Source organism: Synechococcus sp. CB0205, from assembly GCF_000179255.1.
In the GTDB taxonomy this organism is placed as follows: Bacteria; Cyanobacteriota; Cyanobacteriia; order PCC-6307; family Cyanobiaceae; genus Vulcanococcus.
This window is the reverse complement of sequence record NZ_ADXM01000013.1, coordinates 1-22,320: the sequence shown is the minus strand read 5'-3', so window position 1 is coordinate 22,320 and position 22,320 is coordinate 1. Positions and strand designations below refer to the sequence as shown.

The 22,320-nt window shown below is 65.6% G+C and carries 24 protein-coding genes, 1 tRNA gene and 1 pseudogene; 11 read left to right on the top strand and 15 right to left on the bottom strand.

Annotation, left to right across the window (positions count from 1 at the left end; genetic code table 11):
• The first annotated feature begins 122 nt into the window (after positions 1-122).
• Positions 123-1,088 carry a LysR family transcriptional regulator gene (locus CB0205_RS0101115; protein ID WP_010313335.1) on the top strand — a complete coding sequence of 322 codons (966 nt, stop codon included), beginning with the start codon at positions 123-125 and terminating at the stop codon, positions 1,086-1,088.
• A 6-nt stretch (positions 1,089-1,094) separates the two neighbouring features.
• Here the strand turns inward: CB0205_RS0101115 and CB0205_RS0101110 are convergent, their stop codons facing one another.
• Both CB0205_RS0101110 and ndhM read right to left on the bottom strand, forming a co-directional pair.
• Entirely contained in the window at positions 1,095-1,718 is a 624-nt protein-coding gene (locus tag CB0205_RS0101110; protein ID WP_010313333.1) for a DUF3172 domain-containing protein, read from the bottom strand.
• Positions 1,715-2,062 (bottom strand): NAD(P)H-quinone oxidoreductase subunit M, encoded by a 348-nt coding sequence (ndhM, locus tag CB0205_RS0101105; protein WP_010313331.1) that lies wholly within the window; start codon positions 2,060-2,062, stop codon positions 1,715-1,717. The genes CB0205_RS0101110 and ndhM overlap by 4 nt, the downstream gene beginning before the upstream one ends.
• A gap of 149 nt (positions 2,063-2,211) precedes the next feature.
• Here ndhM and pds point away from each other — a divergent pair, with 149 nt between their 5' ends.
• Both pds and CB0205_RS0101095 read left to right on the top strand, forming a co-directional pair.
• Positions 2,212-3,600, top strand: a complete 1,389-nt coding sequence (gene pds / locus CB0205_RS0101100; RefSeq protein ID WP_010313328.1) for a 15-cis-phytoene desaturase — start codon at positions 2,212-2,214, stop codon at positions 3,598-3,600.
• On the top strand, positions 3,600-4,532 hold the full coding sequence (locus CB0205_RS0101095) for a phytoene synthase (RefSeq protein ID WP_010313325.1): 933 nt from the start codon (positions 3,600-3,602) through the stop codon (positions 4,530-4,532). Before pds ends, CB0205_RS0101095 begins: the two co-directional genes overlap by 1 nt.
• Here the strand turns inward: CB0205_RS0101095 and CB0205_RS0101090 are convergent.
• The 3 genes from CB0205_RS0101090 to CB0205_RS0101080 form a co-directional block, all read right to left on the bottom strand.
• Positions 4,520-5,470: an alpha/beta fold hydrolase gene (locus CB0205_RS0101090; RefSeq protein ID WP_010313324.1), complete on the bottom strand. Its 951-nt coding sequence runs from the start codon at positions 5,468-5,470 to the stop codon at positions 4,520-4,522. The two genes, CB0205_RS0101095 and CB0205_RS0101090, sit on opposite strands and share 13 nt — an antisense overlap.
• Positions 5,471-5,475: 5 nt before the next feature.
• Positions 5,476-5,904 carry an RNA-binding protein gene (locus CB0205_RS0101085; RefSeq protein WP_010313322.1) on the bottom strand — a complete coding sequence of 143 codons (429 nt, stop codon included), beginning with the start codon at positions 5,902-5,904 and terminating at the stop codon, positions 5,476-5,478.
• A gap of 164 nt (positions 5,905-6,068) precedes the next feature.
• Positions 6,069-7,286, bottom strand: coding sequence for a CCA tRNA nucleotidyltransferase (locus CB0205_RS0101080; protein ID WP_232197209.1), 1,218 nt, complete (start codon positions 7,284-7,286; stop codon positions 6,069-6,071).
• Positions 7,287-7,314: 28 nt separating this feature from the next.
• Here CB0205_RS0101080 and CB0205_RS0101075 point away from each other — a divergent pair, with 28 nt between their 5' ends.
• The 3 genes from CB0205_RS0101075 to CB0205_RS0101065 are packed head-to-tail and all read left to right on the top strand — an operon-like array spanning position 7,315 to position 8,833.
• Positions 7,315-7,566, top strand: a complete 252-nt coding sequence (locus CB0205_RS0101075) for a Ycf34 family protein (protein ID WP_029626020.1) — start codon at positions 7,315-7,317, stop codon at positions 7,564-7,566.
• On the top strand, positions 7,563-8,195 hold the full coding sequence (gene tsaB, locus CB0205_RS0101070; protein WP_010313317.1) for a tRNA (adenosine(37)-N6)-threonylcarbamoyltransferase complex dimerization subunit type 1 TsaB: 633 nt from the start codon (positions 7,563-7,565) through the stop codon (positions 8,193-8,195). The genes CB0205_RS0101075 and tsaB overlap by 4 nt, the downstream gene beginning before the upstream one ends.
• Positions 8,192-8,833 carry a YdcF family protein gene (locus tag CB0205_RS0101065; protein ID WP_010313315.1) on the top strand — a complete coding sequence of 214 codons (642 nt, stop codon included), beginning with the start codon at positions 8,192-8,194 and terminating at the stop codon, positions 8,831-8,833. The genes tsaB and CB0205_RS0101065 overlap by 4 nt, the downstream gene beginning before the upstream one ends.
• Here CB0205_RS0101065 and CB0205_RS0101060 read toward each other — a convergent pair.
• The 5 genes from CB0205_RS0101060 to rpaB are packed head-to-tail and all read right to left on the bottom strand — an operon-like array spanning position 8,775 to position 13,580.
• Positions 8,775-9,527: a 1-acyl-sn-glycerol-3-phosphate acyltransferase gene (locus CB0205_RS0101060; RefSeq protein WP_010313314.1), complete on the bottom strand. Its 753-nt coding sequence runs from the start codon at positions 9,525-9,527 to the stop codon at positions 8,775-8,777. The genes CB0205_RS0101065 and CB0205_RS0101060 overlap by 59 nt on opposite strands.
• Positions 9,524-10,414 carry an ACP S-malonyltransferase gene (fabD, locus tag CB0205_RS0101055; RefSeq protein WP_010313313.1) on the bottom strand — a complete coding sequence of 297 codons (891 nt, stop codon included), beginning with the start codon at positions 10,412-10,414 and terminating at the stop codon, positions 9,524-9,526. The genes CB0205_RS0101060 and fabD overlap by 4 nt, the downstream gene beginning before the upstream one ends.
• 28 nt (positions 10,415-10,442) lie before the next feature.
• Positions 10,443-11,468 (bottom strand): beta-ketoacyl-ACP synthase 3, encoded by a 1,026-nt coding sequence (locus CB0205_RS0101050; RefSeq protein ID WP_010313310.1) that lies wholly within the window; start codon positions 11,466-11,468, stop codon positions 10,443-10,445.
• Between the two features lie 29 nt (positions 11,469-11,497).
• Complete coding sequence (gene plsX, locus CB0205_RS0101045; RefSeq protein WP_029626012.1) at positions 11,498-12,850, bottom strand: phosphate acyltransferase PlsX; 1,353 nt, start codon at positions 12,848-12,850, stop codon at positions 11,498-11,500.
• Entirely contained in the window at positions 12,831-13,580 is a 750-nt protein-coding gene (gene rpaB, locus CB0205_RS0101040) for a response regulator transcription factor RpaB (RefSeq protein WP_010313305.1), read from the bottom strand. The genes plsX and rpaB overlap by 20 nt, the downstream gene beginning before the upstream one ends.
• 124 nt (positions 13,581-13,704) lie before the next feature.
• Here rpaB and radA point away from each other — a divergent pair, with 124 nt between their 5' ends.
• Positions 13,705-15,147 (top strand): DNA repair protein RadA, encoded by a 1,443-nt coding sequence (radA, locus tag CB0205_RS0101035; protein ID WP_010313304.1) that lies wholly within the window; start codon positions 13,705-13,707, stop codon positions 15,145-15,147.
• 15 nt (positions 15,148-15,162) lie between these two features.
• On the opposite strand, the gene CB0205_RS0101030 is transcribed toward radA, so the two are convergent.
• Positions 15,163-15,684, bottom strand: a complete 522-nt coding sequence (locus CB0205_RS0101030) for a photosystem I assembly protein Ycf3 (protein WP_010313302.1) — start codon at positions 15,682-15,684, stop codon at positions 15,163-15,165.
• A gap of 100 nt (positions 15,685-15,784) precedes the next feature.
• On the opposite strand from CB0205_RS0101030, the gene CB0205_RS0101025 reads away from it, so the two are divergent.
• Genes CB0205_RS0101025 through CB0205_RS0101015 form a run of 3 tightly spaced genes read left to right on the top strand, consistent with a single transcriptional unit; the run spans position 15,785 to position 19,722 of the window.
• On the top strand, positions 15,785-18,136 hold the full coding sequence (locus tag CB0205_RS0101025; protein ID WP_255344639.1) for a cation-translocating P-type ATPase: 2,352 nt from the start codon (positions 15,785-15,787) through the stop codon (positions 18,134-18,136).
• Positions 18,129-18,773, top strand: a complete 645-nt coding sequence (gene tmk, locus CB0205_RS0101020) for a dTMP kinase (RefSeq protein ID WP_010313296.1) — start codon at positions 18,129-18,131, stop codon at positions 18,771-18,773. The genes CB0205_RS0101025 and tmk overlap by 8 nt, the downstream gene beginning before the upstream one ends.
• Positions 18,766-19,722 carry a DNA polymerase III subunit delta' gene (locus tag CB0205_RS0101015; protein WP_010313294.1) on the top strand — a complete coding sequence of 319 codons (957 nt, stop codon included), beginning with the start codon at positions 18,766-18,768 and terminating at the stop codon, positions 19,720-19,722. The genes tmk and CB0205_RS0101015 overlap by 8 nt, the downstream gene beginning before the upstream one ends.
• Here CB0205_RS0101015 and CB0205_RS0101010 read toward each other — a convergent pair.
• The 4 genes from CB0205_RS0101010 to CB0205_RS0100995 form a co-directional block, all read right to left on the bottom strand.
• Positions 19,719-20,489, bottom strand: coding sequence for a response regulator transcription factor (locus CB0205_RS0101010; RefSeq protein WP_010313292.1), 771 nt, complete (start codon positions 20,487-20,489; stop codon positions 19,719-19,721). The genes CB0205_RS0101015 and CB0205_RS0101010 overlap by 4 nt on opposite strands.
• 303 nt (positions 20,490-20,792) lie before the next feature.
• A tRNA-Asn gene (locus CB0205_RS0101005) sits at positions 20,793-20,864 on the bottom strand.
• A gap of 33 nt (positions 20,865-20,897) precedes the next feature.
• A complete protein-coding gene (locus tag CB0205_RS0101000; protein ID WP_010313289.1) occupies positions 20,898-21,593 on the bottom strand; it encodes an ABC transporter ATP-binding protein in 696 nt (231 codons plus the stop codon).
• Positions 21,586-21,813, bottom strand: a complete 228-nt coding sequence (locus CB0205_RS0100995; protein ID WP_232197208.1) for a hypothetical protein — start codon at positions 21,811-21,813, stop codon at positions 21,586-21,588. The genes CB0205_RS0101000 and CB0205_RS0100995 overlap by 8 nt, the downstream gene beginning before the upstream one ends.
• A 208-nt stretch (positions 21,814-22,021) precedes the next feature.
• Here CB0205_RS0100995 and CB0205_RS14080 point away from each other — a divergent pair.
• Positions 22,022-22,320 (top strand): annotated as a pseudogene (locus CB0205_RS14080) (photosystem II D2 protein (photosystem q(a) protein)); the annotation flags it as partial.

Here is a 22,320-nt window from a genome sequence, read left to right as displayed (position 1 = left end):
GGTGGCTGGCGCTGCTCAAGGCTCGGGGTTGCTTCAGAACCAGCGGATTCTGGCCAAGCGCATGAACCCGCTGTTCGATCGACCTAGAGTTTTGATCCCCCCGCTGAACCGCAGCGCCCTGCATGGCTGATCTGCCGTTCACTCTTGATCAGCTGCGCATCCTGCGGGCGATCGCCAGCGAGGGCAGCTTTAAAAAGGCCGCCGACAGCCTCTACGTCACCCAGCCGGCGGTCTCCCTGCAAATCCAAAACCTGGAGAAGCAGCTCAATGTCTCCCTGTTTGACCGGGGGGGACGCAAGGCCCAGTTGACCGAGGCCGGTCATCTGCTGCTGAGCTACTGCGACCGGATCCTGAGTCAGTGCCAAGAGGCCTGTCGCGCCCTGGATGACCTCCACAACCTCAAGGGCGGCTCCTTGATTGTTGGTGCAAGCCAGACCACCGGCACCTATTTGATGCCGCGGATGATCGGTCTATTCCGCCAGAAATACCCCGAGGTGGCGGTTCAGTTGCAGGTGCACAGCACCCGCCGCACCGGCTGGAGCGTGGCCAACGGCCAGATCGACCTGGCGATCATCGGCGGCGAGCTGCCCAGCGAGCTCAATGAACTGCTGCAGGTCATCCCCTATGCCAGCGATGAGCTGGCCCTGGTGCTTCCCACCAAGCACCCCTTGGCCCGATTGCCGGAGCTCAGTAAGGACGACCTGTACAGGTTGGGCTTTGTCTCCCTGGATGCCCAGTCGACCACGCGCAAGATGGTGGACCAACTGCTGGCGCGCTCGGGCTTGGATGTCTCGCGCCTGAAGATTGAGATGGAGCTCAACTCGTTTGAGGCCATCAAGAACGCCGTGCAGAGCGGACTGGGTGCTGCCTTCCTGCCGGTGGTTTCGATCGAGCGGGAACTGGCGGCGGGCAACCTGCACCGTCCCGCCTTGGCGGATCTCTCCGTGCGCCGGCAGCTCAAGTTGATCACCCATCCGGCGCGCTACTGCTCGCGGGCCGCCGATGCCTTCCGCAAGGAAATCCTGCCGGTCTTTGCCAGCCCCGATAGCCCCCTGCGCCGGCCCATGCCGGAACCAGTCGAGGCCTAAGCGGCCTCAGAACTGGTCGGCTTCAGGGGAGATGCCGGCGGCGTCATCGGCAACGCCCTTGGTGATGAATTTGTTCTCCGTGATGTCCGTCTGATAGACGCAGCGCACGATCGGCTGGTCTTTCACCGAGCCGATGTAGGCGAAGGTGTTCATCCGCTGTTTGCACTGGCGCATCTGCTCAGCGGTGACGGCCCCTTCCTTCTGCAGGACGCTCCAGTTCTCCCGTCGAATCACGCAGCCCGGCCGCAGTGCCGGTTGGGTGACGAAGCTCGAGCTGGGGTTCATGGTCGTGTACAGCTCGATGTCCATCACGAAGGCACTGGCGCCCCACTGCCGGCAGAACTCCGGATCGGGGACGGCCATGTCCAGCTGCTGGGAGCTGGCGATGTTGCCCTGGTCCCCTTGGGTGTTGCTGGAGATGCCAGTCCCGATGCCGATGCCGACCACCAGGACACCACCGAGCACGGCCACCGTGCCCACGTTGAACTGAAAGCCCCCGCCACCACCAGGGGCGCCACCACCACCTGAGCCAGGTCCCCGGGGCCGGCCGCCACCGCGGCGCGGGTCCCCATAGCTCTCACGGCCGTAACCCTCGTCGTAGCTGCTGCGGCCGTAGCGGGAGCGGGTCATGGCTGCTCGGGGCTTTGGGGAAGACCCATCGAGTAGTTCAGGACTCGGCAGTCGGGGTTGTAGCTGAGCTGACCGGCCTGGAGCAGGGTGCGGATGGTTCCTTCGAGCTCCGATCCGATCCGGCGCAGGTTGTAGTCGTTGAGATCGTTTCCGGCGTTGGCCTGCACGAGTTCTTGGAAGCGCTGCTGCACGACCTCTTGGGCCGCCGTGTTCCAGAGAAATTCGTTGTCCGGATCCAGGTCCAGGGTGAGCTGCTGATCGTCAGGGACCAGTTGACCGTTCTCCACCCGTGCCGTGAAGAGGCGCACGTGGCGAGTGGTGGATTTGATCAGGGTGTCGGCCATGGCGAGGCAATCTGCTGACCGGCGAACCCGAAGGCCGGCGTCAAGACTTTAAGAAGCGCCTGGCGGGTCTGGTCAAGCCGGCTTGGGACTGGAGGGACTCAGCCCTGGGCACGGGCCCTTTAAGGTTGCGTGCTGATTCCCTGTTTTTCATGCGCGTCGCCATTGCTGGTGCTGGCTTGGCCGGGTTGGCCTGTGCCAAGTACCTCTGCGACGCCGGACACACCCCTGTGGTGGTGGAAGCCCGCGATGTCCTGGGCGGCAAGGTGGCCGCCTGGCAGGACGATGAGGGTGATTGGTATGAGACCGGTCTGCACATCTTCTTTGGTGCCTACCGGAATATGCGTCAGCTCTTCAAGGAGCTGAACATCGAGGACCGGCTCCAATGGAAGAGCCACTCGATGATCTTCAACCAAAAGGAGACTCCGGGGACCTACAGCCGCTTCGATTTTCCGGATATCCCCGCTCCGCTCAACGGCGTGGCCGCCATCTTGGGCAACAACGACATGTTGTCCTGGCCCGAGAAGATCTCCTTCGGCATGGGCCTGGTGCCGGCGATGTTGCGCGGGCAGCAGTACGTCGAAGAGTGCGACCAGTACTCCTGGACCGAGTGGCTACGGATCCACAACATCCCTGAGCGGGTGAACGATGAGGTCTTCATCGCCATGGCGAAGGCGCTGAACTTCATCGATCCCGACGAGATCTCCAGCACGGTTGTGCTGACGGCTCTGAATCGCTTCCTGCAGGAAAGCGACGGATCCAAGATGGCCTTCCTCGATGGCAACCCTCCCCAGCGACTCTGTCAGCCGATCGTCGATTACGTCACGGCCCGGGGCGGTGAGGTGCACCTCGATTCCCCCCTGCGGGAGATCGAACTCAATGCCGATGGCAGCGTCAGCGGCTTCCGCATCGGTGGCATCAAGGGCAAGGAGGGCTTCACCCTCGAGGCCGATGCCTATGTCAGTGCCCTGTCGGTCGATCCCTTCAAGCTGCTCCTGCCGGAGCCTTGGAAGCAGATGCCCTACTTCCAGAAGCTGGATGGCCTCAATGGCGTCCCGGTGATCAACATCCACCTCTGGTTTGACCGCAAGCTCACGGACATCGACCACCTGCTCTTCAGCCGTAGCCCTCTGTTGAGTGTCTATGCCGACATGAGCAACACCTGTAAGGAGTACGAGGATCCCAACCGCTCGATGCTCGAGCTGGTGTTTGCTCCGGCCAAGGATTGGATCGGCCGCAGTGATGAGGAGATCGTGGCGGCCACCATGGAGGAGCTGAAGCGTCTCTTCCCGATCCACTTCACCGGCGACGACCAGGCTAAGCTGCGCAAGTCCATCGTGGTCAAGACCCCGCTGTCGGTCTACAAGACCGTTCCCGGTTGCCAGAAACTGCGTCCGGATCAGACCTCGCCGATCCCGAACTTCTTCCTGGCCGGTGACTACACCATGCAGCGCTACCTGGCTTCGATGGAAGGTGCGGTCCTGAGCGGGAAGCTCTGCGCCCAGGCGGTCAGCCAGGCCAAAGCAGCAGTGGCTGCTTGATGGCGGCAGTGACAGCAACGGCTGATCTCTCCACCATTCCTTCCCTCGAGGAAGCCTTTGAAGCCTGCCGCCAGGAAACGGCGGAGTGGGCCAAGACCTTCTATTTGGGCACCCTGCTGATGCCCCCGGCCAAGCGCCGGGCCATCTGGGCGATTTACGTCTGGTGCCGGCGCACCGACGAGCTGATGGACAGCCCTGAGGCCATGGCTCGTCCGGTCGCTGAGTTGGCAGAACGCCTGGATCGTTGGGAGGAGCGCACCCGGGCGTTCTTCAAGGGCGAAATCCAGGATGGCCTCGATCGCGTCATGGTGGACACCCTCGAGCGCTATCCCCAGCCGCTCCAGCCCTATCTGGACATGATCGAGGGGATGCGGATGGATCTGACGACGACGCGCTACGCGACCTTCGACGACCTCAAGCTCTATTGCTACCGCGTTGCAGGCACCGTCGGTCTGATGACGCAGGAGGTGATGGGCGTTGATCCGGCCTACACCTCCGCGCCTTGGAGTGATCCCCCGGACACCAGTGATGCGGCCGTTGCCTTGGGCATCGCCAACCAGCTGACGAACATTCTTCGGGATGTGGGTGAAGACCGGGGCCGCGGTCGGATCTACCTGCCCCAAGAGGATCTGCAGCGCTTTGGCTACAGCGAGGAGGAGTTGATGGCTGGAACCCTCAACGACAGTTGGCGTGAGCTGATGCGCTTCCAGGTGGACCGTGCCCGTGAGTGGTTCGCCCGCTCAGAAGCCGGTGTGCGTTGGCTCGCTCCAGATGCCCGTTGGCCGGTCTGGGCTTCGTTGCGCCTCTACCGCGGCATCTTGGATGTCATCGAAGAGCTCGATTACGACGTCTTCAACCACCGCGCCTATGTGCCCCGCACGGGCAAGTTCCTGGACCTGCCCAAATCGTTTGTGATTGCTCAGGCGCGCTGAGCGTCTTCCCAGCCCAACTTGAGCCAACGGCACAAGATTGGATTGACCCGCTCGGGGGCTTCATCGTGGGGGCAGTGCCCGAGTCCTGGTAGGACCTCGAGGTCCTGCACACAGGCGAACGTCTGCTTCCAGCGCCGGGCTTCCTCTAACGGCTCCCAGGGGTCTGCCTCGCCCCAGAGCATCCGCACCGGCACGTTGAGTCGCTCGAGCAGCTGCGGCGCCAGCCAGTCATCGAACAGATTGACGAAGCCCCTGAAGCTCTCCGTGGCTCCTGGCTCCTGGCTGGGTTTCAGCAGCAGTTCGACCAGCTCGTCGTCGACGTTGCCGCCGCTCGGATAGGCCTGTTTCAGCACCGCGCGTACCGCACCTGCCCGAGCGAAGAAGCGGAAGAGGTTGCTGACGATCCAGCGCTGCCGGACCAGCGCCATCACCAGCGGTCTGGAGAGTTGAGCGCCGATGGGTTGTTCCGGTAGACGTTTCAGGTCGAGCTCTCGCTCGGCGCAGTCGATCAGCACCACCTGGGACGGGGGCTGACCACCCTCTGAGAGCATCCGGGCGGCATTGAGGCAGACGACACCACCGATGGAGTTGCCGATCAGCTGCAGGCTGACCGGTCCCTCGGCAGCGATGACCTCCCTCGAGAAATCCACCAGTTGCTGGGCCCACAGATCGAAGCCATAGCGCACACTGCCGTCAGTTTCGGGCTCGTTTTCCAGGCGCGAGACGGGCTTGCTGCTGCCGCCAAACCCCAGGAGATCAATCGCATAGACGGGGCTGTCTGCGGCGAGGGCGCTGAGGTTGTGCCGCCAATGCCCCTTGGAGGCGCCAAACCCATGAACACAAAGAACGGCTCGACCGCAGGCGGTTGAGCCGTTCTGGGAGGGGATTCGGGTGTAGCTGATCTGATGGCCTTTCCAGCTCCAGATCAGCTCATCCATCTCAATCAGACCGCAGCCTTTTGGTTGTCCAGCAGACCCTTGAGCTTGGCCAGTTCGCCAGCCCAGCGGGGGTCGGGAGCACCCTCTTCCACGTTGTCGCGGTGGACGACCTTGTTGACGGCCTTGCGGGCCACGGCGGGGCCAGCGCCGCCGCCGGGACGGCGATCGTTGCCACCACGGCGGTCGTCGCGGCGCTCGGAGCGCTCGATGCGGAGGGCATTACCGCCGAACTCACGGCCGTTGAGCTGCTCGATCACGGCGTCAGCGACCTTCTCGTCATTGACGTTGGCGAAACCGAAACCGCGGCCAGCGCCGGTTTCACGGTCCTGAACAGCCTTGAAGCGGACGCCTTCACCAACGCTGGAGAACAGAGCCTCGAGCTCCTTGTTATCGAAGCTCTGGGGCAGGTTGCCAACGTAAAGACGAACGCTCATGGGACGAGAGAGAGAAGAAAAAGGTTTTGGTTCTGGCTGGTCGGGGGTGAATCACGAAGCGGCTGCACTGAACCCGACAGCGGAGTTCAATCGGCGACCTACGGCGTAATGCTGTGCCCTAACTGGCTGAATTCAGGTCGTTGATAACGCCTTTCACTGTGAAGTTAATCACGGCGGGTGTCCCTCTCCAGCCATTGGCGCGCACGTTCGAGGGCTTCCGCTGTGCCATCAAGGCGGCCAAAGGCCTGCTCCAGCATCAAGAACTGCAGTAGGGATCCCAGTTGGGGAGAGGCTTTCAGGCCTAATTCCTGCTGCAGTTGATCGCCATTGATAGCCGCTCTTGGATGAAAAAGCCGGTCCTCAGGGTCCCGCCAGCGCCGCAGCCAGGCCGTGGCCGCTGGGGCGGGCCAGTGCAGCAGCAGGGCTGGCAGATCGCTGCTGAGGTCGCGGTGGAGTTGCAGTCGCTCCGCTTCCTCGAGGGCCTCGGCGTGTTCCGCGGGGTTTTGGGCCCCCAGCCGCTGCTGCCAATGGCGCAGGCGCTGCACCCGCTGTTGCAGCTTGCGGCTGCTCTTGAGCTGCTGCAGGCCTGGGCCATCCAGAACCGCGGCCATGCGAGCCAACGGCAAGGCCTCTTGGCTCTCCTGGTCGCTGAGGCCCCTGCTTGAGGCCTGCTCGGCCGTGAGCGGCGTCAGGGGAGCCAGGGCAGGGCAGGGGGCCAGCAGCCCCCAATCCAGGCAGCGCTGCAGTCCCTGCTGCCCCTGGGGGCTTTGGCAGAGCTTCTCCAGTTCCGCCAGGACGCGCTCCCCGGCCACGCTGCTGAGGCGCTCCCTGTGCCGCTGAATCCAACCCGCGGTGGTCTCATCCAGCTCAAACTCCAGCTCGCTCGCCAGGCGGACCCCCCGCAGCAGGCGTAGGGGGTCATCCAGCAGGTTGCGTTCCGCTAGGGCCACCAGCCGACGGCGCTGCAGATGCTCCAGGCCCCCATGGGGGTCCACCAGCTGGTCCCGTTGGGCCAGCGGCAGGGCCATGGCATTGACGCTGTAGTCCCGTCGCTGCAGGTCGTCAGCGAGGCTCTGGCCTTCGCGGCGCGCTAGATCCACGCTCCAGCCGCGGATCACCAGCCGTCCGATGTCACGCTCGGCGTCCAGTACCACAGGACTGCCGCCAAAGCGCTTGCTGAGCGTCTTGCAGAGGGCGATGGCGCCGTCCGCCACCACCAGGTCGAGGTCGGGGGCTGGCCCCAGTCGGTTCAGCAGGGCATCGCGGACCGCTCCCCCCACCAAGGCGGCATCGGCGGGAAAGGCGGAGAGGGGGACCGGCCAGTCCTCAGCGCGCAGGACACTCCAGGCCACTGCCGCTGCAGAACCGCCAGAGCCGGGCACAATGAGCCCATCTGCGCTGACGCTGGAGATGTGCATCTGCGTGGACTGCCGCTGGGTCGACCAGTGCCAGGCCTACCACGCAGTGGAGCGTCAGCACGGCGCTGCCCATCTCTGCGCAGCGCCGCAGTTCATCCCCAGCGAACCCAAGATTCACGTTCAGGTCAGGGAGCTGGGCTCCACGGACGTGGGCGTTGAGTGGGACGTGCGCGCTTGCGGCAGTTTTGAGCTCGAGCGGGGCCGCTGGCAGCGGCTCTGTCCTGGGGAGTTACTGCCCACATGAGCGAACCCTCCTTGCTGCTGGCGTTGCACAGCTCAAGCGAAACCCTGGGGGTCGGTCTCTGCGATCTCCAGCAGGAGGGCGCGCCTCCCCAATGCGCCAGCTTCCCTTTGGGGCGTCAGCTCTCCAATGCCTTGCTCCCCTGCGTGGAGGAGCTGCTGCCCGCCGAGCGTTGGCCTCAGTTGGCTCGGATTGTGGTCGCTACCGGTCCCGGAGGCTTTACCGGAACACGCCTCACTGTGGTCCTGGCGCGCACCTTGGCCCAGCAGCTGCAGATTCCCCTGCACGGTTTCAGCAGCTTTTTGCTGATCGCACGTCGCCTGGCGGCGTCCGGGGCCTTGCAGCCGGATCAGCCCCAGTTCTGGTTGCAGCAAACCCTGCCGCGCCGGGGGATTGTGGCGGGGGCCTACCGCTTGGATGCCTCAGCCTTGGGGGGGATCGACGAATGCGTGGAACCGCGTCTGTTTAAGCCCGATGAGGCCGGGCCGGGCGGCGTCGAGGCCCACGTTGAGGCGGAGGCCGATGTGCTGCAGCTGCTGACCCTGGGGCGGCTGGCCCATGCAGCGGCAATGCCCGGGCCCTGGAGCACGGTGCTGCCGCTCTATCCCACCAGCCCGGTGGAGGGCGGATGACCCAGGCCCAGCGTCAGACCGAATCCCGGCCCCGCAGGAGGCGCCGTCGCCCCCGTCGCCGCGGCAGGGCTCGGCGCCTGTTGCTGCTGGCGGCCTTGTGCGCGGTTGCTTGGAGTAGCCGAGGACTGGTCTTCCCGGCGCTGCCCCCACCCCAGTTGGTGCTGGTGCTCGGCGGCGATGTGGAGCGGGAGCGGGTTGGGGCCGAGGTCGCCAAGCGCGATGGCCTGCCGGTGATGGTCAGCGGCGGCAGCAACCCGGAGTACGCCCACTGGTTATTCCGCGGTCGCGGCCTCGATGACACGCGAGTCCTGCTGGATTACCGGGCCACCGACACCCTGAGCAACTTCACCTCTGTGGTGGATGACCTCAAGCGCTCCAAGATCCGCCATGTGGTCCTGGTGACCAGCAGTGATCACATGGACCGGGCCCTGATGGTGGGACGCGTTGTGGCGGGGAGCCGCGGGATCGGGCTGACGCCGTTGGCCGTGCCCTGCGGTGAGCGCTGTGTCCCCGAGGACTGGCGCAAGGTCTGGGGTGATGGGCTCAGGGCGGCCCTCTGGGTGGTCAGTGGCCGGGACCTTAGGGACTGGGCGGCAGAGCGTTTTGGTCCGCTGCTGGAGGAAGTGCGGGGTCGCTGATCAGGCCTTGATCCAGCAGGGCATTGATCTGGGCCTGGCAGGCGGCTGTCGCTTGATCGAGATCCGCCCGCTTACGGCTGGCCGGCGGCGGGATCGGCGTGCCAATGCGGATGTGGACGGGTAGCAGGCGCGCCGTGCGCGAGCCGGTGCCCAGGGCGCGGTGACTGTTGATGATCGCGACGGGCAGCAGGGGGACGCCGGCGCGGGCGGCCAGTAGGGCCGCACCGGGCTGGGGGTTGTTCACCCGGCCGTCGGCCTGGCGGGTGCCATCAATAAAAACGCCGGTGGCCCAGCCCTGATCGAGGCGATCGGTGGCGGTGCGGATGGCTTCGCGGTCGCTGGCGCCGCGGGAGACCGGATAGGCCCCGCAGGCGCGGATAATCGGTCCCAGCAGTGGAATCTTGAACAGTTCCGCCTTGGCCATGAAGGCCACGGGTCGCCCCAGGGCATGTCCGAGCAGGGGCGGATCGAGGTGTGAGCCGTGGTTGGCCACCACCACCAGGGCGCCTTCCATCGGCACATGGGCGTTGCCGGCGGTGCGCCCGCGGAAGAGCAGCCGGTAGATCGGGAACACCAGCAGATAGCTCACCAGGCGGTAGGTGAGGCTCGGCCGCGGGGTGCGAATCAGGGCCGGTGGTTCGGCGGGTTTGCGGCGGCGGAGGACGCGTTTGACCGCCTTGACGGGGCGGTTCACAGCCCCAGGTCGGCGGCGGTGGCGATCTGCGCGTTGATGATGCCTTCGGTGCTGCGTTTGATCAGGCCGCTGAGGACGTTTCCAGGTCCGATTTCAACGGCAGTGCTGATGCCGGCGGCGGTCATGGCCTCCATCGTTTCGCGCCAGCGCACCCCTGTGGTCATCTGGCTGCGCAGGCGTGCCTTGAGCGCCGCACCGCTGGTCTCAGGGGTGGGGTCGGTGTTGCTCAGGACCGGGATCGAGGCATCGGCGAAGCTGACCTCCTCCAGGGTGGCGGCGAAAGCCGAGGCGGCCTGCTCCATGAAGGGGGAGTGGAAGGCGCCACTGACCGCGAGGGGAATCGCCCGCTTGCACTTCAGCTGGCTGCTGACGCTGTTGACGGCCTCAGGGCTGCCCGAGAGGACCACCTGGGCACTGCTGTTGTCGTTGGCAATCACCACGCCTTCGGTGGCATTGACCAGGGCTTCGAGTTCGCCGCGGTCAAAGCCCATGACGGCGGTCATCGCGCCGCCGCCGGCGGCGGCCATCAGCTCGCTGCGGGTCTTCATCAGCTGGATACCCGTTGCGGCATCGAACACGCCGGCTGCATAGAGGGCCACCAGTTCGCCGAGGCTGTGGCCAGCCACCAGGTTGGCGCTGCGGCCCTGGGCCTTCAGGCCATCCACCAGCAGGCTTTCCACCACAAACAGGGCGGGCTGGGTGTTGCGGGTGTCGCCTAGATCGCTGAGCTCGCCCTCGGCTTCGCCGTTGCAGATCGCCAGTAGGTCGCGGCCCAGCAGGGTGGATGCGGCCTCAAAACGCTCCTTGGCTCCGGGGAGTTCCAGGACCCCCGCGGCCATGCCCACCTTCTGAGAGCCCTGTCCAGGGAAAACCCAGGCGTTACCCATGGCCGCGCATTGAAGTGACCGGGGGAGCCTACGCGGGGCCCTTCCAGCGCAACAGGGCTCCGCCCCAGCTCAGTCCAGCGCCAAAGCCACTGCTGGCGATCAGGTCACCGGGTTGAACGCGGCCATCCTTGACCGCCTCGTCGAGCATCAGGGGAATGGTGGCGGCAGAGGTGTTGCCGTAGTCGCTCAGGTTGCTGAGCACCCGCTCGTGGGGAATTTTGAAGCGATCGGCCACCGCATCGAGGATGCGCTGGTTGGCCTGGTGCAGCAGCAGCCAGTTGAGTTCCTCCGCTTTGGTTCCGGTGTCCTCCAGTAGCTCCTTCAGGACGGCGGGGACTTCGCGCACGGCGAACTTGTAGACCTCCTGGCCGTTCATCCGCAGGGGCTCAAAGCCACCCTGCTGGGCACTGACCCCGTCGAGAACCGGGTGGTGGCTGTCGGTCTGAGCGAGGGTCAGGCAGCCATTGCGACTGCCATCGGAGCGCATCTGGAAGCCCAGCAGGCCGTCCTGGTCGGCGGGGCAGGCTTCGACGGCCACGGCAGCGGCGGCATCACCGAAGAGCACGCAGGTGGTGCGGTCGTCCCAGTCCACCCAGCGGCTGAGCTGATCGGCGCCGATCACCAGGGCCCGGCGCATGGCACCGCTGCGCAGGTATTGGCCGGCCGTGATAAGGGCAAAGAGGAAGCCACTGCAGGCGGCGGTGAGGTCAAAGGCCACCGCGTTTTTGGCGCCGAGGGCACCTTGCACTCGGGGGGCTGTGCCAAAGAGATCGTCGGGGCTGGAGGTGGCCATCAGGATCAGGTCCAGCTCCTCCGGTTGCCAACCGGCATGCTCCAGGGCGGCCTCAGCTGCGCGCGTCGCAATGACGGTCAGGGGTTCATCGGCATTGCAGATGCGCCGGGCACCGATGCCCGTGCGGGTGCGGATCCACTCGTCGCTGGTGTCGACTCGGGTGCTGAGTTGTTCGTTGCTAACCCGGTTCACTGGCACAGCACTGCCGCACCCCACCAGGGCCATGCCCCAGGGGGTCCCGGCTTTGGCAGCGCTGGTCATATGGCCTGGCCCGAGACGGTGGGGGTCAGTCAACCACAGGCAATGGTTTCGTTTTCGGCTTCGCTGAGGCGGTGCAGGTCGTCCATCACGCCGTGGTTTGCAGCGGAATGGGCGATGCGCAGGGCGCTGACCACCGAGAGCGCTTTGCTGCTGCCGTGGCCGATGACGCAGACCCCATTGACCCCGAGGAGCAGTGCGCCGCCGTGTTCAGCATGGTCGAGGCGTTTCTTGATCCGCCGCAGGTTGCTCATCAAGAAGGCGGAGCCGACCTTGCCGCGGCGGCCGCGGGGGAGTTCGGCCTTGAGCACATCCAACAGAACACTGCCCACGCTCTCCAGGAACTTCAGCAGCACGTTGCCGGTGAAGCCGTCGCAGACGACCACATCAAAGTCACCGGAGAGGACGTCGCGGCCCTCGCAGTTACCGGCAAAGCGGAAGCGGGTTTCAGCCGTCATTAGGGGATAGGTCTTGAGGGCCTGGTCGTTGCCCTTGCACTCCTCCTCGCCGATGTTCAGCAGGCCGATGCGGGGCTCTTGGACCTGCAGGACATCGCGGCTGTAGATGTTCCCCAGGAGAGCCCACTGGTGCAGGTAGCTGGGCTTGGCGTCCATGTTGGCGCCGACATCGAGCACCAGCACCTGCTGAGCGGGATCTTTGGTGGGGAAGAGGGCGCCAATGGCGGGGCGATCGATGCCCTTGAGCCGTCCCAGCCGGAAGATGGCTGAGGCCATCACCGCCCCGGAGTTGCCGGCGGAGTAGACGGCCGTGGCCTCTCCAGCCTTCACTAGATCCATGGCCATGTTGATGCTGGCGTCACGCTTCTTGCGCACCACCGTGGCTTCTTCGTTCATGCCCACCGAAGGGCCACTGGGCACCAGTTCAAGCAGGCCCTTTTGTTGCGCTTCGCTCAGTTCCTCGCCCAGCTCGAGTTCGGCAACGGCCGCCTCCACAGCGGCGGTTTCAGCCACGAACTTCACCCGTACGGGCAGCAGGCGGACAGCCCGCAGGCAGCCTTCGAGAATCGGACCGGGGGCGTAGTCGCCGCCCATGCCATCGACGGCTACCCAGAGCCGATCGGCATCGTTGATGGCTTCGCCATCCACACCACCCACGCCTTGCTGCAGGCGCCGGAGGGGGTCAAAGACCAGGGGCTGCAGCACCGTATTGGCGGCTGCACCGGCCGCTCCAGCCGCCGTTCCCGCCGTGGTGACGACGGAGCCCGCCATCGAGCCCGCTGCCGTGCCGGCTGCGGAGGCTGAACCCACCAAGCTGGTGACGGCCGCATTGCGGCGATACCAAATCACCAGCCGCCGTATGGCTTTCGGGCGGTTTCGGCGGTTTGAGGCGCCTTGGCCCGTCGCGTCAGTTGGATTCTGGGGCAACGGCTTCAACGATGCGTTGGAACAGATAGCCGGTGCCGCGAGCCGTGAGGATCAGCTCGGGGTTAGCCGGATCGTCTTCCAGTTTGGAGCGCAGCCGGGAGATATGAACATCCACCACCCGGGTATCGACATGGCGCTCGGGGGTATAGCCCCAGACCTCCTTGAGGATTTCGCCGCGGCTGAAGGGTTCGCCGCTGCGGCCCACCAGCAGCTCCAGCAGGCTGAATTCCATGCCGGTCAGGCGAATGCGCTCATCGCCGCGGAACACCTGACGCTTATTGGTGTCAATCCGGATTTCGTTGATCTGGATGACGCCTGAATTGGGGATCCCGGCAGCCCCCTCCTTGCCGATTCGGCGCAGCACGCAGCGGATGCGGGCTTCGAGCTCCTTGGGGCTGAAGGGTTTGACGACGTAGTCGTCGGCACCGAGCTCGAGGCCGGTGATGCGGTCGGCCACGTCCCCGAGGGCCGTCAACATCACGATCGGAACGTCGGATTCCTTGCGCAGTTCCTGGCAGACGCCGTAGCCGTCCAGCTTGGGCATCATCACGTCCAGCACCACTAGGTCCGGGTTGGTGTTGCGGAAGGCCTCCAGTGCCTCTTGGCCGTCGCAGGCGGTGACCACCTGGTAGCCAATCATCGAGAGGCGTGTTTCCAGGATGCGGCGGATGCTCGGCTCGTCATCCACGACCAGAATCGTTTCCTTGGCTGGAGCGGAGGAGGCCGTCATTGCGCCAGTCTGGGTGGCCATTACTAAGTGATTAGACCTACTGAAGAGGTCTGGCGGGGTTCGTGATCGACGAAACCCCACATTCGTCATACACCGTCTTCATCCCTCTGCCCGATTCAGCCCTTTGGCACGCACCACCAGCACCTACGTCTGCCAGAGCTGCGGAGCCCAGACCCGGCAGTTTTTTGGCCGCTGCTCCAGTTGCGGCAGCTGGAACAGCCTGGTGGAGCAGTCCGCCCCCGCCAGCGACAACCGTCGCCGCCGGCCGGTGGTGGCCAGTGAGGCCGATGCTCCAATCCCCGCCGCGCCGCGCCGCTCCGAGCCCATCGCGGCCGTTGGCGATCGTCCCTTGCAGCGCCTGGCCAGTGGCTACAGCGAGTTTGACCGCGTTCTCGGTGGCGGGTTGGTGCCGGGTTCCCTGGTGCTGTTGGGCGGTGACCCCGGCATCGGCAAGAGCACGCTGCTGCTGCAGAGCGCCCAGGCGATGGCGGCCCGCCATTCCGTTCTGTATGTGAGTGCGGAGGAGTCGGCCCAGCAGGTAAAGCTCCGCTGGCGCCGGCTGGCGGAGGAGCAAGGGGAGCTCCCGCCCCCGCAGGAGGGGCCTGGTGGTCTGCAGCTCCTGGCGGAGACAGACCTGGAGTTGGTGCTGCAGGAGCTGGAGGCGCTGCGGCCGGCCGTGGCGGTGATCGACAGCATCCAGGCCCTGCACGACGGCGAACTGGGCAGTGCCCCGGGCTCCGTGGCCCAGGTGCGGGAATGTGCCGCCGCCCTAGCGCGGATCGCCAAGCGCCAGAACACGGCGCTGTTGCTGGTGGGCCATGTCACTAAAGAAGGCATGTTGGCGGGGCCGAAGGTGCTGGAGCACCTGGTGGACGCGGTCCTGACCTTTGAAGGGGATCGTTTCGCCAGCCATCGCTTGCTGCGGGCCGTGAAAAACCGCTTTGGCGCGACCCATGAATTGGGGGTCTTTGAGATGCGCGGCCAGGGCCTGGCCCAGGTGCTCAACCCCAGCGAGCTGTTTTTGGGCAGTGATGAACCCAGCGCAGGAACGGCGACGATCGTGGCCTGCGAGGGCACCCGGCCACTGGTGGTGGAACTGCAGTCCCTGGTCAGCACCACCAGTTACGCCAGCCCCCGCCGCACCGCCACAGGCATCGGCACCAACCGGCTCCACCAGATCCTGGCGGTCCTGGAGAAGCACCTGGGGCTCCCCCTCTCCCGCTTCGACTGCTACTTGGCCGTGGCCGGGGGCTTGGACGTGGAGGAGCCCGCGGCTGATCTGGGCGTGGCGGCCGCCGTGGTGGCGAGCTACCGCGATCTGACCCTGCCGCCGGGCACGGTCCTGGTGGGCGAGCTGGGTCTAGGCGGCCAGTTGCGTCCCGTGGGGCAGCTGGAGCAGCGCCTGCAGGAGGCGGCTCGCTTGGGCTTTAACCGGGCTGTGGTCCCCAAGGGCTCCGGCTTGGGCCGGCTGGCGGCCGGCTTGGACCTGCAGCTTCACGAGGCGGGGAGCGTCGCTGAAGCCCTGGTGGCGGCCCTGGGGGTGAACCCCGCCGATGACAGGGCTTAATTCCCCAACGTCGACTCAGAAGTAGACGTCAACGCTGCCGCGGCCGCTGGTCTTGAGCCAGTTCTGGGCTTCGATGTAGTTGTTGGGCGCCAGGCGGATGGCTTTGCCCCAGAAGTCCGCCGCCAGATCAAAGCGGCGATCGGCTTCATCCCTCTCGCCCTGCTCTTCGGCGATGGAGCCCAGGTGGTGGTGAATCACCGCCATGTTGTTCAGCGCCTGGGGCATCTTGCCGTTGAGATCCAGGGCCTGGCCGTAGTGCTCGAGAGCCTTTTCGTGCTCGCCATTGCTGGCAAACACCAGGGCCATGTTGTAGAGGATGAAGGCCTTGTCGTTGGGGTCCTCCTCAAGCTTGAGCGCTTCGGCGTAGTTGTCGAGCGCTTCGGCGTATTCACCGTCCGCCTGGGCGCTCATGCCATCGCGGTAGTACGCAAACGCTTCTTTGGCCCGTTGGTTGGTGGGCAGCACCTTGAGGATCAGGTCCGCCATCACCGTGAAGCTCTTGTCGATGAAGTTGTCGTTGCGCTGGGAGCGGGGCACGGCTTGCACCTGAGCTTCGTCGCCCCATCCTGACTTGTGCCCTGCGGATCAGGGGAGAACCGTGAGAACTCCCTAGCCTGGGGCTCCTCTCTGTGTCTTCGTGTCTCCAGAGCTCGAGCCAGCAGCCCAGCCGGTGGCGCCGCTCTTGCTGGATGTGGAGGGCATGAAGTGCGGCGGTTGTGTCCGCGCGGTGGAACAGCGCTTGCTGGCCCAACCCGGAGTGCGGCAGGCCAGCGTGAATTTGCTCAACCGGACGGCCTGGGTGGGACTGGACCCCGACGTCCAGGAACCAGCCCAGCCCTTAATTGAGGCCCTGGCGGCGATGGGCTACTCCGCCGCGTTGCGGAGCCTCGATGACGAGGACCGCCCCTTGAGCCTGGCGCAGCGGCAGCAACAGTTCAGTTGGTGGCAGCGCTGGCGCCAGCTGATGGTGGCGCTTCTGCTGCTCGTGTTCTCGGTCTCCGGGCACCTGGCGGAAGCCGGTCAGCTGCCCCTTGCCCCCCTGGCGGACATTCGCCTGCATGCGTTGGTGGCGACCGCGGCTCTGCTGCTCCCGGGGCGCCCGATCTTGGTTCAGGGTTGGCGTTCCGCCTGGGCCGGTGCCCCGGGAATGGACACCCTGGTGGGTCTGGGGATGGGCAGTGCCTACCTCGCGAGCCTGGTGGCCTTGCTCTGGCCGGCGGTTGGCTGGCAGTGCTTTTTCAACGAGCCGGTGATGCTGCTGGGCTTCGTTTTGATGGGGCGTTTCCTCGAGGAGCGGGCACGCTTTCGCACCGGACGGGCGCTGCAGGAGTTGGCCCGTTTGCAACCGGATCAGGCGCTGCTGGTTTTGGGCAGTGGCGCTCAGGTGCGGCTCGAGCCGGTGCGCGTCGGCGCCCTGCGCCCTGGGGATCGCCTGCGGCTGCTGCCGGGGGATCGGGTCCCGGTGGACAGTCGCGTGCTCGAGGGCCAGTCGAGCTTGGATGTCTCCAGCCTGACCGGCGAACCCCTGCCGTTGCTGGCGGGTGTCGGTCAGGAGCTCGCGGCCGGTTCCTTGAATCTGCAGGCGACCCTGGAGCTTGAGGTGCTGCGCCCCGGCCGCGAGAGCGCCGTGGCGCGAATCATTGCTTTGGTGGAAAGCGCCCAGGCCCGCAAGGCGCCGATTCAAACCCTCACCGATCGGGTGGCGGGGCGCTTCAGCGTCGTGGTGATGCTGTTGGCCCTGGGCACGTTTCTGTTCTGGTGGTTGATTGGCGCCCAGCTCTGGCCCCAGGTCTTGAGCGCTGCACCGGCACTCCACCAGCACGGCGGGCACCGCAGCCTGGGCTTGGCGGCTGAAACACCGTTTGTCCTGGGACTTCAGCTCAGCATCGCGGTCCTGGTGGTGGCCTGCCCTTGCGCCTTGGGACTGGCGACGCCAACGGCCATCACCGTGGGGAGTGGCCGGGCCGCCCGTTCCGGGGTGCTGTTTCGCGGTGGTGATGTGATCGAGGCGGCCTCCCGTCTGGGCACGCTCTTCTTTGACAAGACGGGAACCCTGACGGTTGGTCGCCCCACGGTGCGGGCCGTGATGCTGGCTGACCCTGGCGGCAGTGAATCGACCCTGATTCAGCTGGCGGCCAGCCTGGAGGCACAGACCCGTCACCCTCTGGCCCATGCCCTGTTGCAGCGGGCGCAGCAGCTGGAGCTCGCGCTGCTCGAGGTGAGTGAAGCCAGCACCCTGGCTGGCAATGGCGTGCAAGCCCAGGTCACGGGCCATGGCCTGGCTCGGGTGGGACGACCGGCTTGGTTGCTCCAGGAGGGAGTGGAGATGGCCGAGGAGCACCGGCAGTGGTGGAGCGCGCAGGAAGAGCAGGGCGCGACGGTCGTGGCGGTCGCCACGAGCCAGTTGCAGGGCCTGATCGCCATTGATGACCAGCCGCGTGGGGATGCTCCAGAGGCCCTGGCCCAGCTGCGCTCCATGGGACTGCGGTTGGGGTTGTTGAGCGGCGACCGCCAGGCGCCTGTGCGGCACCTGGCCAGCCAGTTGGGCTTGCCGCAAGAGGAGTTGGCCTGGGAACTGCTGCCGCAGCAGAAGCTGGAGCGGATCGATCAGGCGCGCGGGGCCTCGAGCGGACCGGTGGGGATGGTGGGCGATGGCATTAATGACGCACCGGCCTTGGCCGCGGCGGACCTGGGTATTGCCGTTGGAACGGGAACTCAGATCGCCATCGATACCGCTGATTTGGTGGTGCTCGGCGAACGCCTAGAGGCCATCCCGATGGCGCTACGGCTCGCGCGTCAGACCATGGCCAAGGTGCGGCAGAACCTGATTTGGGCCTTTGGCTACAACCTGGTGGTGTTGCCCATCGCCGCCGGGGTGCTCCTGCCAGGCTTTGGCGTCGTGCTGTCACCACCGCTGGCAGCTCTGTTGATGGCGATGAGCTCAATCACTGTTGTCGTGAACGCACTGTTGTTGGGGCGTCATGACTAGGCGGGGTCGTTTTCTGGTCCTGGAGGGCATCGACGGCTGTGGCAAGACCACCCAGATCGAAGCCCTGAAGCAGTGGTTGCCCAGCAGCGGCTTGATGCCCGAGGGGGCGCAGTTGCTGGTGACCCGGGAGCCAGGTGGAACGGCCTTGGGCCAGGCCCTGCGCCAACTGCTGCTGCATCCGCCTGGGGACGCCGCCCCCGAGTCCACGGCGGAGTTGCTCCTGTATGCGGCCGATCGCGCCCAGCACGTTCAGCAGCGCATCGCTCCTGCTCTGGAGGCCGGCCACTGGGTGCTGAGCGATCGCTTTGTGGGGTCGACGGCGGCCTATCAGGGCTACGGCCGCGGCCTCTCTTTGGCGTTGATTGAGCAGCTGGCTGGAATCGCGACCGCCGGGCTGGAACCCGATCTCACGGTCCTTCTGGAGATCCCCTTGGCGGAGTCCCTGCGCCGCCGAGGCCATCGCCCGGCCGATCGCATCGAAGCCAGCGGCGAGGCCTTCCTGGCCCGCGTCTGTGCTGGCTTCACGGCCTTGGCCCAGCAATACGGTTGGTGTCGCATTGAGGCCAGCCAATCGCCAGAGGCGGTTAGCGCAGCCCTGCAGGCCGCCATCCACGCCGCCTGCGCCAGCGATGGCTGAGCTGTTTGAGGATCTGCTGGGGCAGCCCCAGGCGGTGGCCCTACTGACTGCGGGACTGCAGCACCAGCGCCTGGCTCCGGCCTATCTCTTTTGCGGTCCCGACGGAGTGGGTCGTCGTCTGGCGGCATTGCGATTCCTGGAGGGAGTGATCGCTGGGCTGGATGGCTCCCCCTCGGTGAGGCGTCGGCTGCAGGACGGCAACCATCCCGATTTGCTGTGGGTTGAGCCCACCTACTCCGACAAGGGGCAGCTGGTGCCGGCATCCCAGGCGGAGGCCGCCGGCGTGAGCCGCAAGGCGCCCCCCCAGTTGCGCCTGGAGCAGGTCCGGGCCGTGTCGCAGTTTTTGGCCCGCCGGCCGGTGGAGTCCCCCCGTTGCCTGGTGGTGATGGAGACCGTGGAGGCGATGGCCGAGGGCGCGGCCAATGCCCTGCTGAAGACCCTGGAGGAGCCCGGCGACGGGATGTTGATCCTGCTGACGGCCTCTCCGGATCGGCTGCTCAGCACGATTCGCTCCCGCTGCCAGTCGATCTCCTTCGCGCGGCTTGAACCCCAATTGCTGGAGGCGGTGCTGCAGCAATTGGGCCACGGGGGAATGGCCCAGGCCGGTGACCCGCCGGAGCTGCTGGAACTCGCGGCCGGCTCCCCAGGTGCCCTGCTGGAGCAACGGGCCCAATGGCAGGCCTTGCCGGAGGGCTTGGCCGAGCGTTGCAGCGCTTTTTCAGGCGGCGATGCAGCGCAGACCCCGCTGGTGGCCCTCTCCTTGGCCCGGGACCTGTGTGAGGCTCTGGATGTGGAGCAGCAGCTCTGGTTGTTGAACTGGTGGCAGCTGCGTCTCTGGCGTCAACGCCAGGATTCAGTCGCCCTGAAGCGCCTGGAGCAGCTCAGGGGGCAGCTGCGCAGTTACGTGCAACCGCGCTTGGCCTGGGAGGTGGCGTTGCTGTCGCTTTAAGCAGCCGTGCGCCGGTTGTCGCGGGCCTGCTGCACCAGTTGGGCCAGCTCCTCTTGATGGTCTCCGCTGGGGAGCTCTAGGCAGTAGCCCGCGCCGTAGACGGTCTTGATGAAGCGAGGTTTGCGGGGATCGGGCTCGAGCTTGGTGCGCAGGTGACGCACGTGGACGCGGATCGTTTCGATGTCGTCGTCGGGCTCGTAGCCCCAGACCTCTTTGAGAATCAGTGAGGGGGCCACGGTCTGGCCATGGCGCTGCAGCAGGCAGTGGAGCAGTTCGAACTCCAGGTGCGTCAGCCGCACGGGCTCGTCAAACCAGATCGCCTCAAAGCGCTCGGGGACGAGTGTCAGGCAGCCGTAGTTGAGGATTTCGTTGTGCTTGGTCGAGAGCGGCGCGCGATCGGAGCGGCGCAGGAGCGCTTTGATCCGCACCAGGAGCTCTTCGAGGTCAAACGGCTTCGCGAGGTAGTCGTCTGCACCGGAGTTGAAGCCGCTGACCTTGTCTTTGGTGCTCCCTAGGGCGGTGAGCATCAGCACCGGGATGCGGGAGGTGCGCTCATCGCGCCGGAGTCGCTGGCAGAGGGTCAGCCCGTCGACCTTGGGCAGCATCAGATCCAGCAGGACCAGATCGGGGGTGTATTGCAGGGCCAGTGCTTGGCCTTTGATGCCGTCCTCGGCCCGCTGCACGTCGAAGCCGCTGTGCTCCAGGTGTCCGGCCACAAGCTCGCGCATGTCGCCGTCGTCTTCGATCAGCAGGATGCAGGGCTTCATGACTGGCTCCTCGGTAAACGGGGTCGCGGTTGCAGTGAAGGGCCGAAGTTCACCGTCGGTATTCTCCGCGGCTTTTTGTGCTTCTGCACAACATTGCTTCGCCTTGGCTTTGGCCTCTCGGCCAGCTGGATTCAGTGCTGGAGATGGATCTGGGCGAATCGCCTCGGATCGCCCGGGCTTGAATCTTCAGCTTTTCTTTCGTCTTCCGGGTTGCGATTCCGGGTCGTTTGTTGTGAAGCGATTGCTGGCTTGAGATCAATGACCAGCAAAAAGCCCCAGCCATGGGGCTGGGGCTTTCAGAAACTCCCCGGGCGGGATTCGAACCTGCGACCAATCGATTAACAGTCGACCGCTCTACCGCTGAGCTACCGAGGAATGATCCCTGTCGGGACCCGAAGAACATACCTTTCAGCCCTTCCTCGTCGCAAGGGGCCTGAGCTGGTTCTGGAGGGTTGTGCCGGCTTGCCAGGGGCCGATGCTGCCCCGTTCCATCAGCGCGGCACCGTCGCACCAGTTCAGTTCCTCCAGTCGGTGGGTGATCCACAGGGCCGTGATGGGTTGCTCGGCGCGGTGGCAGAGCTGATGGATCAGGTTGATGACTTCCTGTTGGCTGGTCTCGTCGAGTAGGGCGGTGGGCTCGTCGAGCAGCAGCAGCTGGGCATCGCTCGCCAGCGCTCCGGCGATCGCCAGGCGTTGCTTCTGGCCCCCACTGAGGCTGTGGATGGGGCGTTGGCGAAAGCCGCCAAGGCCCACCTGCTGGAGGGCATGGGTGACGCGCTCCAGCCGTTCGCTGCTCGGCAGATGGCTGGGGAGCGAGAGCTCGATATCGCTGCCGCAGCTGGGCAGCAGCAGCTGGTGATCGGGGTTTTGGAACACCAAGGCCGGCTTGAGGGGGCGCTGCAGTTGGCCCTCGCTTGGCTCCAGCAGGCCGGCGATCAAGCGCAGCAGCGTGCTTTTGCCGCAGCCATTGCCGCCCACCAGCATCCAGAGGCCGGGGCGAGGAATGGAGAAGCTGCAGTGGTTGAGGGCGCGATGGCCGGTCGGCCAGGTGAAACCCAGTCGATCGGCCAGGAGAGCGGGCTGCCCTCCGCCTGCCTCAGCCATCGAAGCTGAAGCCAGGGCGCTTGCTGCCGCCACCGAGGCTGGATTTTTCGTAGGTCTGAACGGCCACGACCTCGCTGGTCAGCAGGCTGATGCGCTTGCTCTCTTCTTTTTCGCAGGTCAGCTCCAGCAGGAGGGGCTGACCGGACTCCATGGCCTGCTTGATCTGCTTGTAGAGATCCTGCGCGGCGCTTTGCTCCTTGCGCTGGACCGCGACGGGCATCGGGCTCAGCTTCAACGAGAGCTCAATTACAAACACAGGAGCAGGGTTTCAAGCAGGCCCCACTCTGGCGAACCGGCGCACCGGCTGCTGCCTGCCTGAGTACATCTACTCATTCGTTCGTTGGTCGCGCTGGAAATTGCCCCAGTGCTCGCCGCCAGCCGCGCGTTACCCGTACAGTGCGCGTGTAACGCTTCATGAAGCCGCTCTCATGACGATCGCTGTAGGGCGCGCGCCGCAGCGGGGATGGTTCGACGTCCTCGATGACTGGCTCAAGCGCGACCGCTTCGTTTTTGTCGGGTGGTCGGGTCTGCTCCTGTTTCCCACTGCCTATCTGGCACTGGGTGGCTGGCTGACCGGCACCACCTTTGTCACCTCCTGGTACACCCACGGCATTGCCAGCTCCTATCTGGAGGGCTGCAACTTCCTCACCGCTGCGGTGAGCAGCCCGGCTGATGCCATGGGCCACTCTCTTCTTCTGCTCTGGGGCCCAGAAGCCCAGGGCGACTT

What these genes read in the sequence shown, in the direction of transcription:
- CB0205_RS0101000 (WP_010313289.1), bottom strand. Translation starts at nt 21,593, where the DNA reads ATGGCTGAGGCAGGCGGAGGGCAGCCCGCTCTCCTGGCCGATCGACTG.
- CB0205_RS0101090 (WP_010313324.1), bottom strand. Translation starts at nt 5,470, where the DNA reads ATGGATGAGCTGATCTGGAGCTGGAAAGGCCATCAGATCAGCTACACC.
- CB0205_RS0101065 (WP_010313315.1), top strand. Translation starts at nt 8,192, where the DNA reads ATGACCCAGGCCCAGCGTCAGACCGAATCCCGGCCCCGCAGGAGGCGC.
- pds (WP_010313328.1), top strand. Translation starts at nt 2,212, where the DNA reads ATGCGCGTCGCCATTGCTGGTGCTGGCTTGGCCGGGTTGGCCTGTGCC.
- tsaB (WP_010313317.1), top strand. Translation starts at nt 7,563, where the DNA reads ATGAGCGAACCCTCCTTGCTGCTGGCGTTGCACAGCTCAAGCGAAACC.
- CB0205_RS0101085 (WP_010313322.1), bottom strand. Translation starts at nt 5,904, where the DNA reads ATGAGCGTTCGTCTTTACGTTGGCAACCTGCCCCAGAGCTTCGATAAC.
- CB0205_RS0100995 (WP_232197208.1), bottom strand. Translation starts at nt 21,813, where the DNA reads ATGCCCGTCGCGGTCCAGCGCAAGGAGCAAAGCGCCGCGCAGGATCTC.
- ndhM (WP_010313331.1), bottom strand. Translation starts at nt 2,062, where the DNA reads ATGGCCGACACCCTGATCAAATCCACCACTCGCCACGTGCGCCTCTTC.
- CB0205_RS0101010 (WP_010313292.1), bottom strand. Translation starts at nt 20,489, where the DNA reads ATGAAGCCCTGCATCCTGCTGATCGAAGACGACGGCGACATGCGCGAG.
- CB0205_RS0101110 (WP_010313333.1), bottom strand. Translation starts at nt 1,718, where the DNA reads ATGACCCGCTCCCGCTACGGCCGCAGCAGCTACGACGAGGGTTACGGC.
- tmk (WP_010313296.1), top strand. Translation starts at nt 18,129, where the DNA reads ATGACTAGGCGGGGTCGTTTTCTGGTCCTGGAGGGCATCGACGGCTGT.
- CB0205_RS0101095 (WP_010313325.1), top strand. Translation starts at nt 3,600, where the DNA reads ATGGCGGCAGTGACAGCAACGGCTGATCTCTCCACCATTCCTTCCCTC.
- fabD (WP_010313313.1), bottom strand. Translation starts at nt 10,414, where the DNA reads ATGGGTAACGCCTGGGTTTTCCCTGGACAGGGCTCTCAGAAGGTGGGC.
- CB0205_RS0101050 (WP_010313310.1), bottom strand. Translation starts at nt 11,468, where the DNA reads ATGACCAGCGCTGCCAAAGCCGGGACCCCCTGGGGCATGGCCCTGGTG.
- rpaB (WP_010313305.1), bottom strand. Translation starts at nt 13,580, where the DNA reads ATGACGGCCTCCTCCGCTCCAGCCAAGGAAACGATTCTGGTCGTGGAT.
- CB0205_RS0101115 (WP_010313335.1), top strand. Translation starts at nt 123, where the DNA reads ATGGCTGATCTGCCGTTCACTCTTGATCAGCTGCGCATCCTGCGGGCG.
- CB0205_RS0101015 (WP_010313294.1), top strand. Translation starts at nt 18,766, where the DNA reads ATGGCTGAGCTGTTTGAGGATCTGCTGGGGCAGCCCCAGGCGGTGGCC.
- CB0205_RS0101075 (WP_029626020.1), top strand. Translation starts at nt 7,315, where the DNA reads ATGTGCATCTGCGTGGACTGCCGCTGGGTCGACCAGTGCCAGGCCTAC.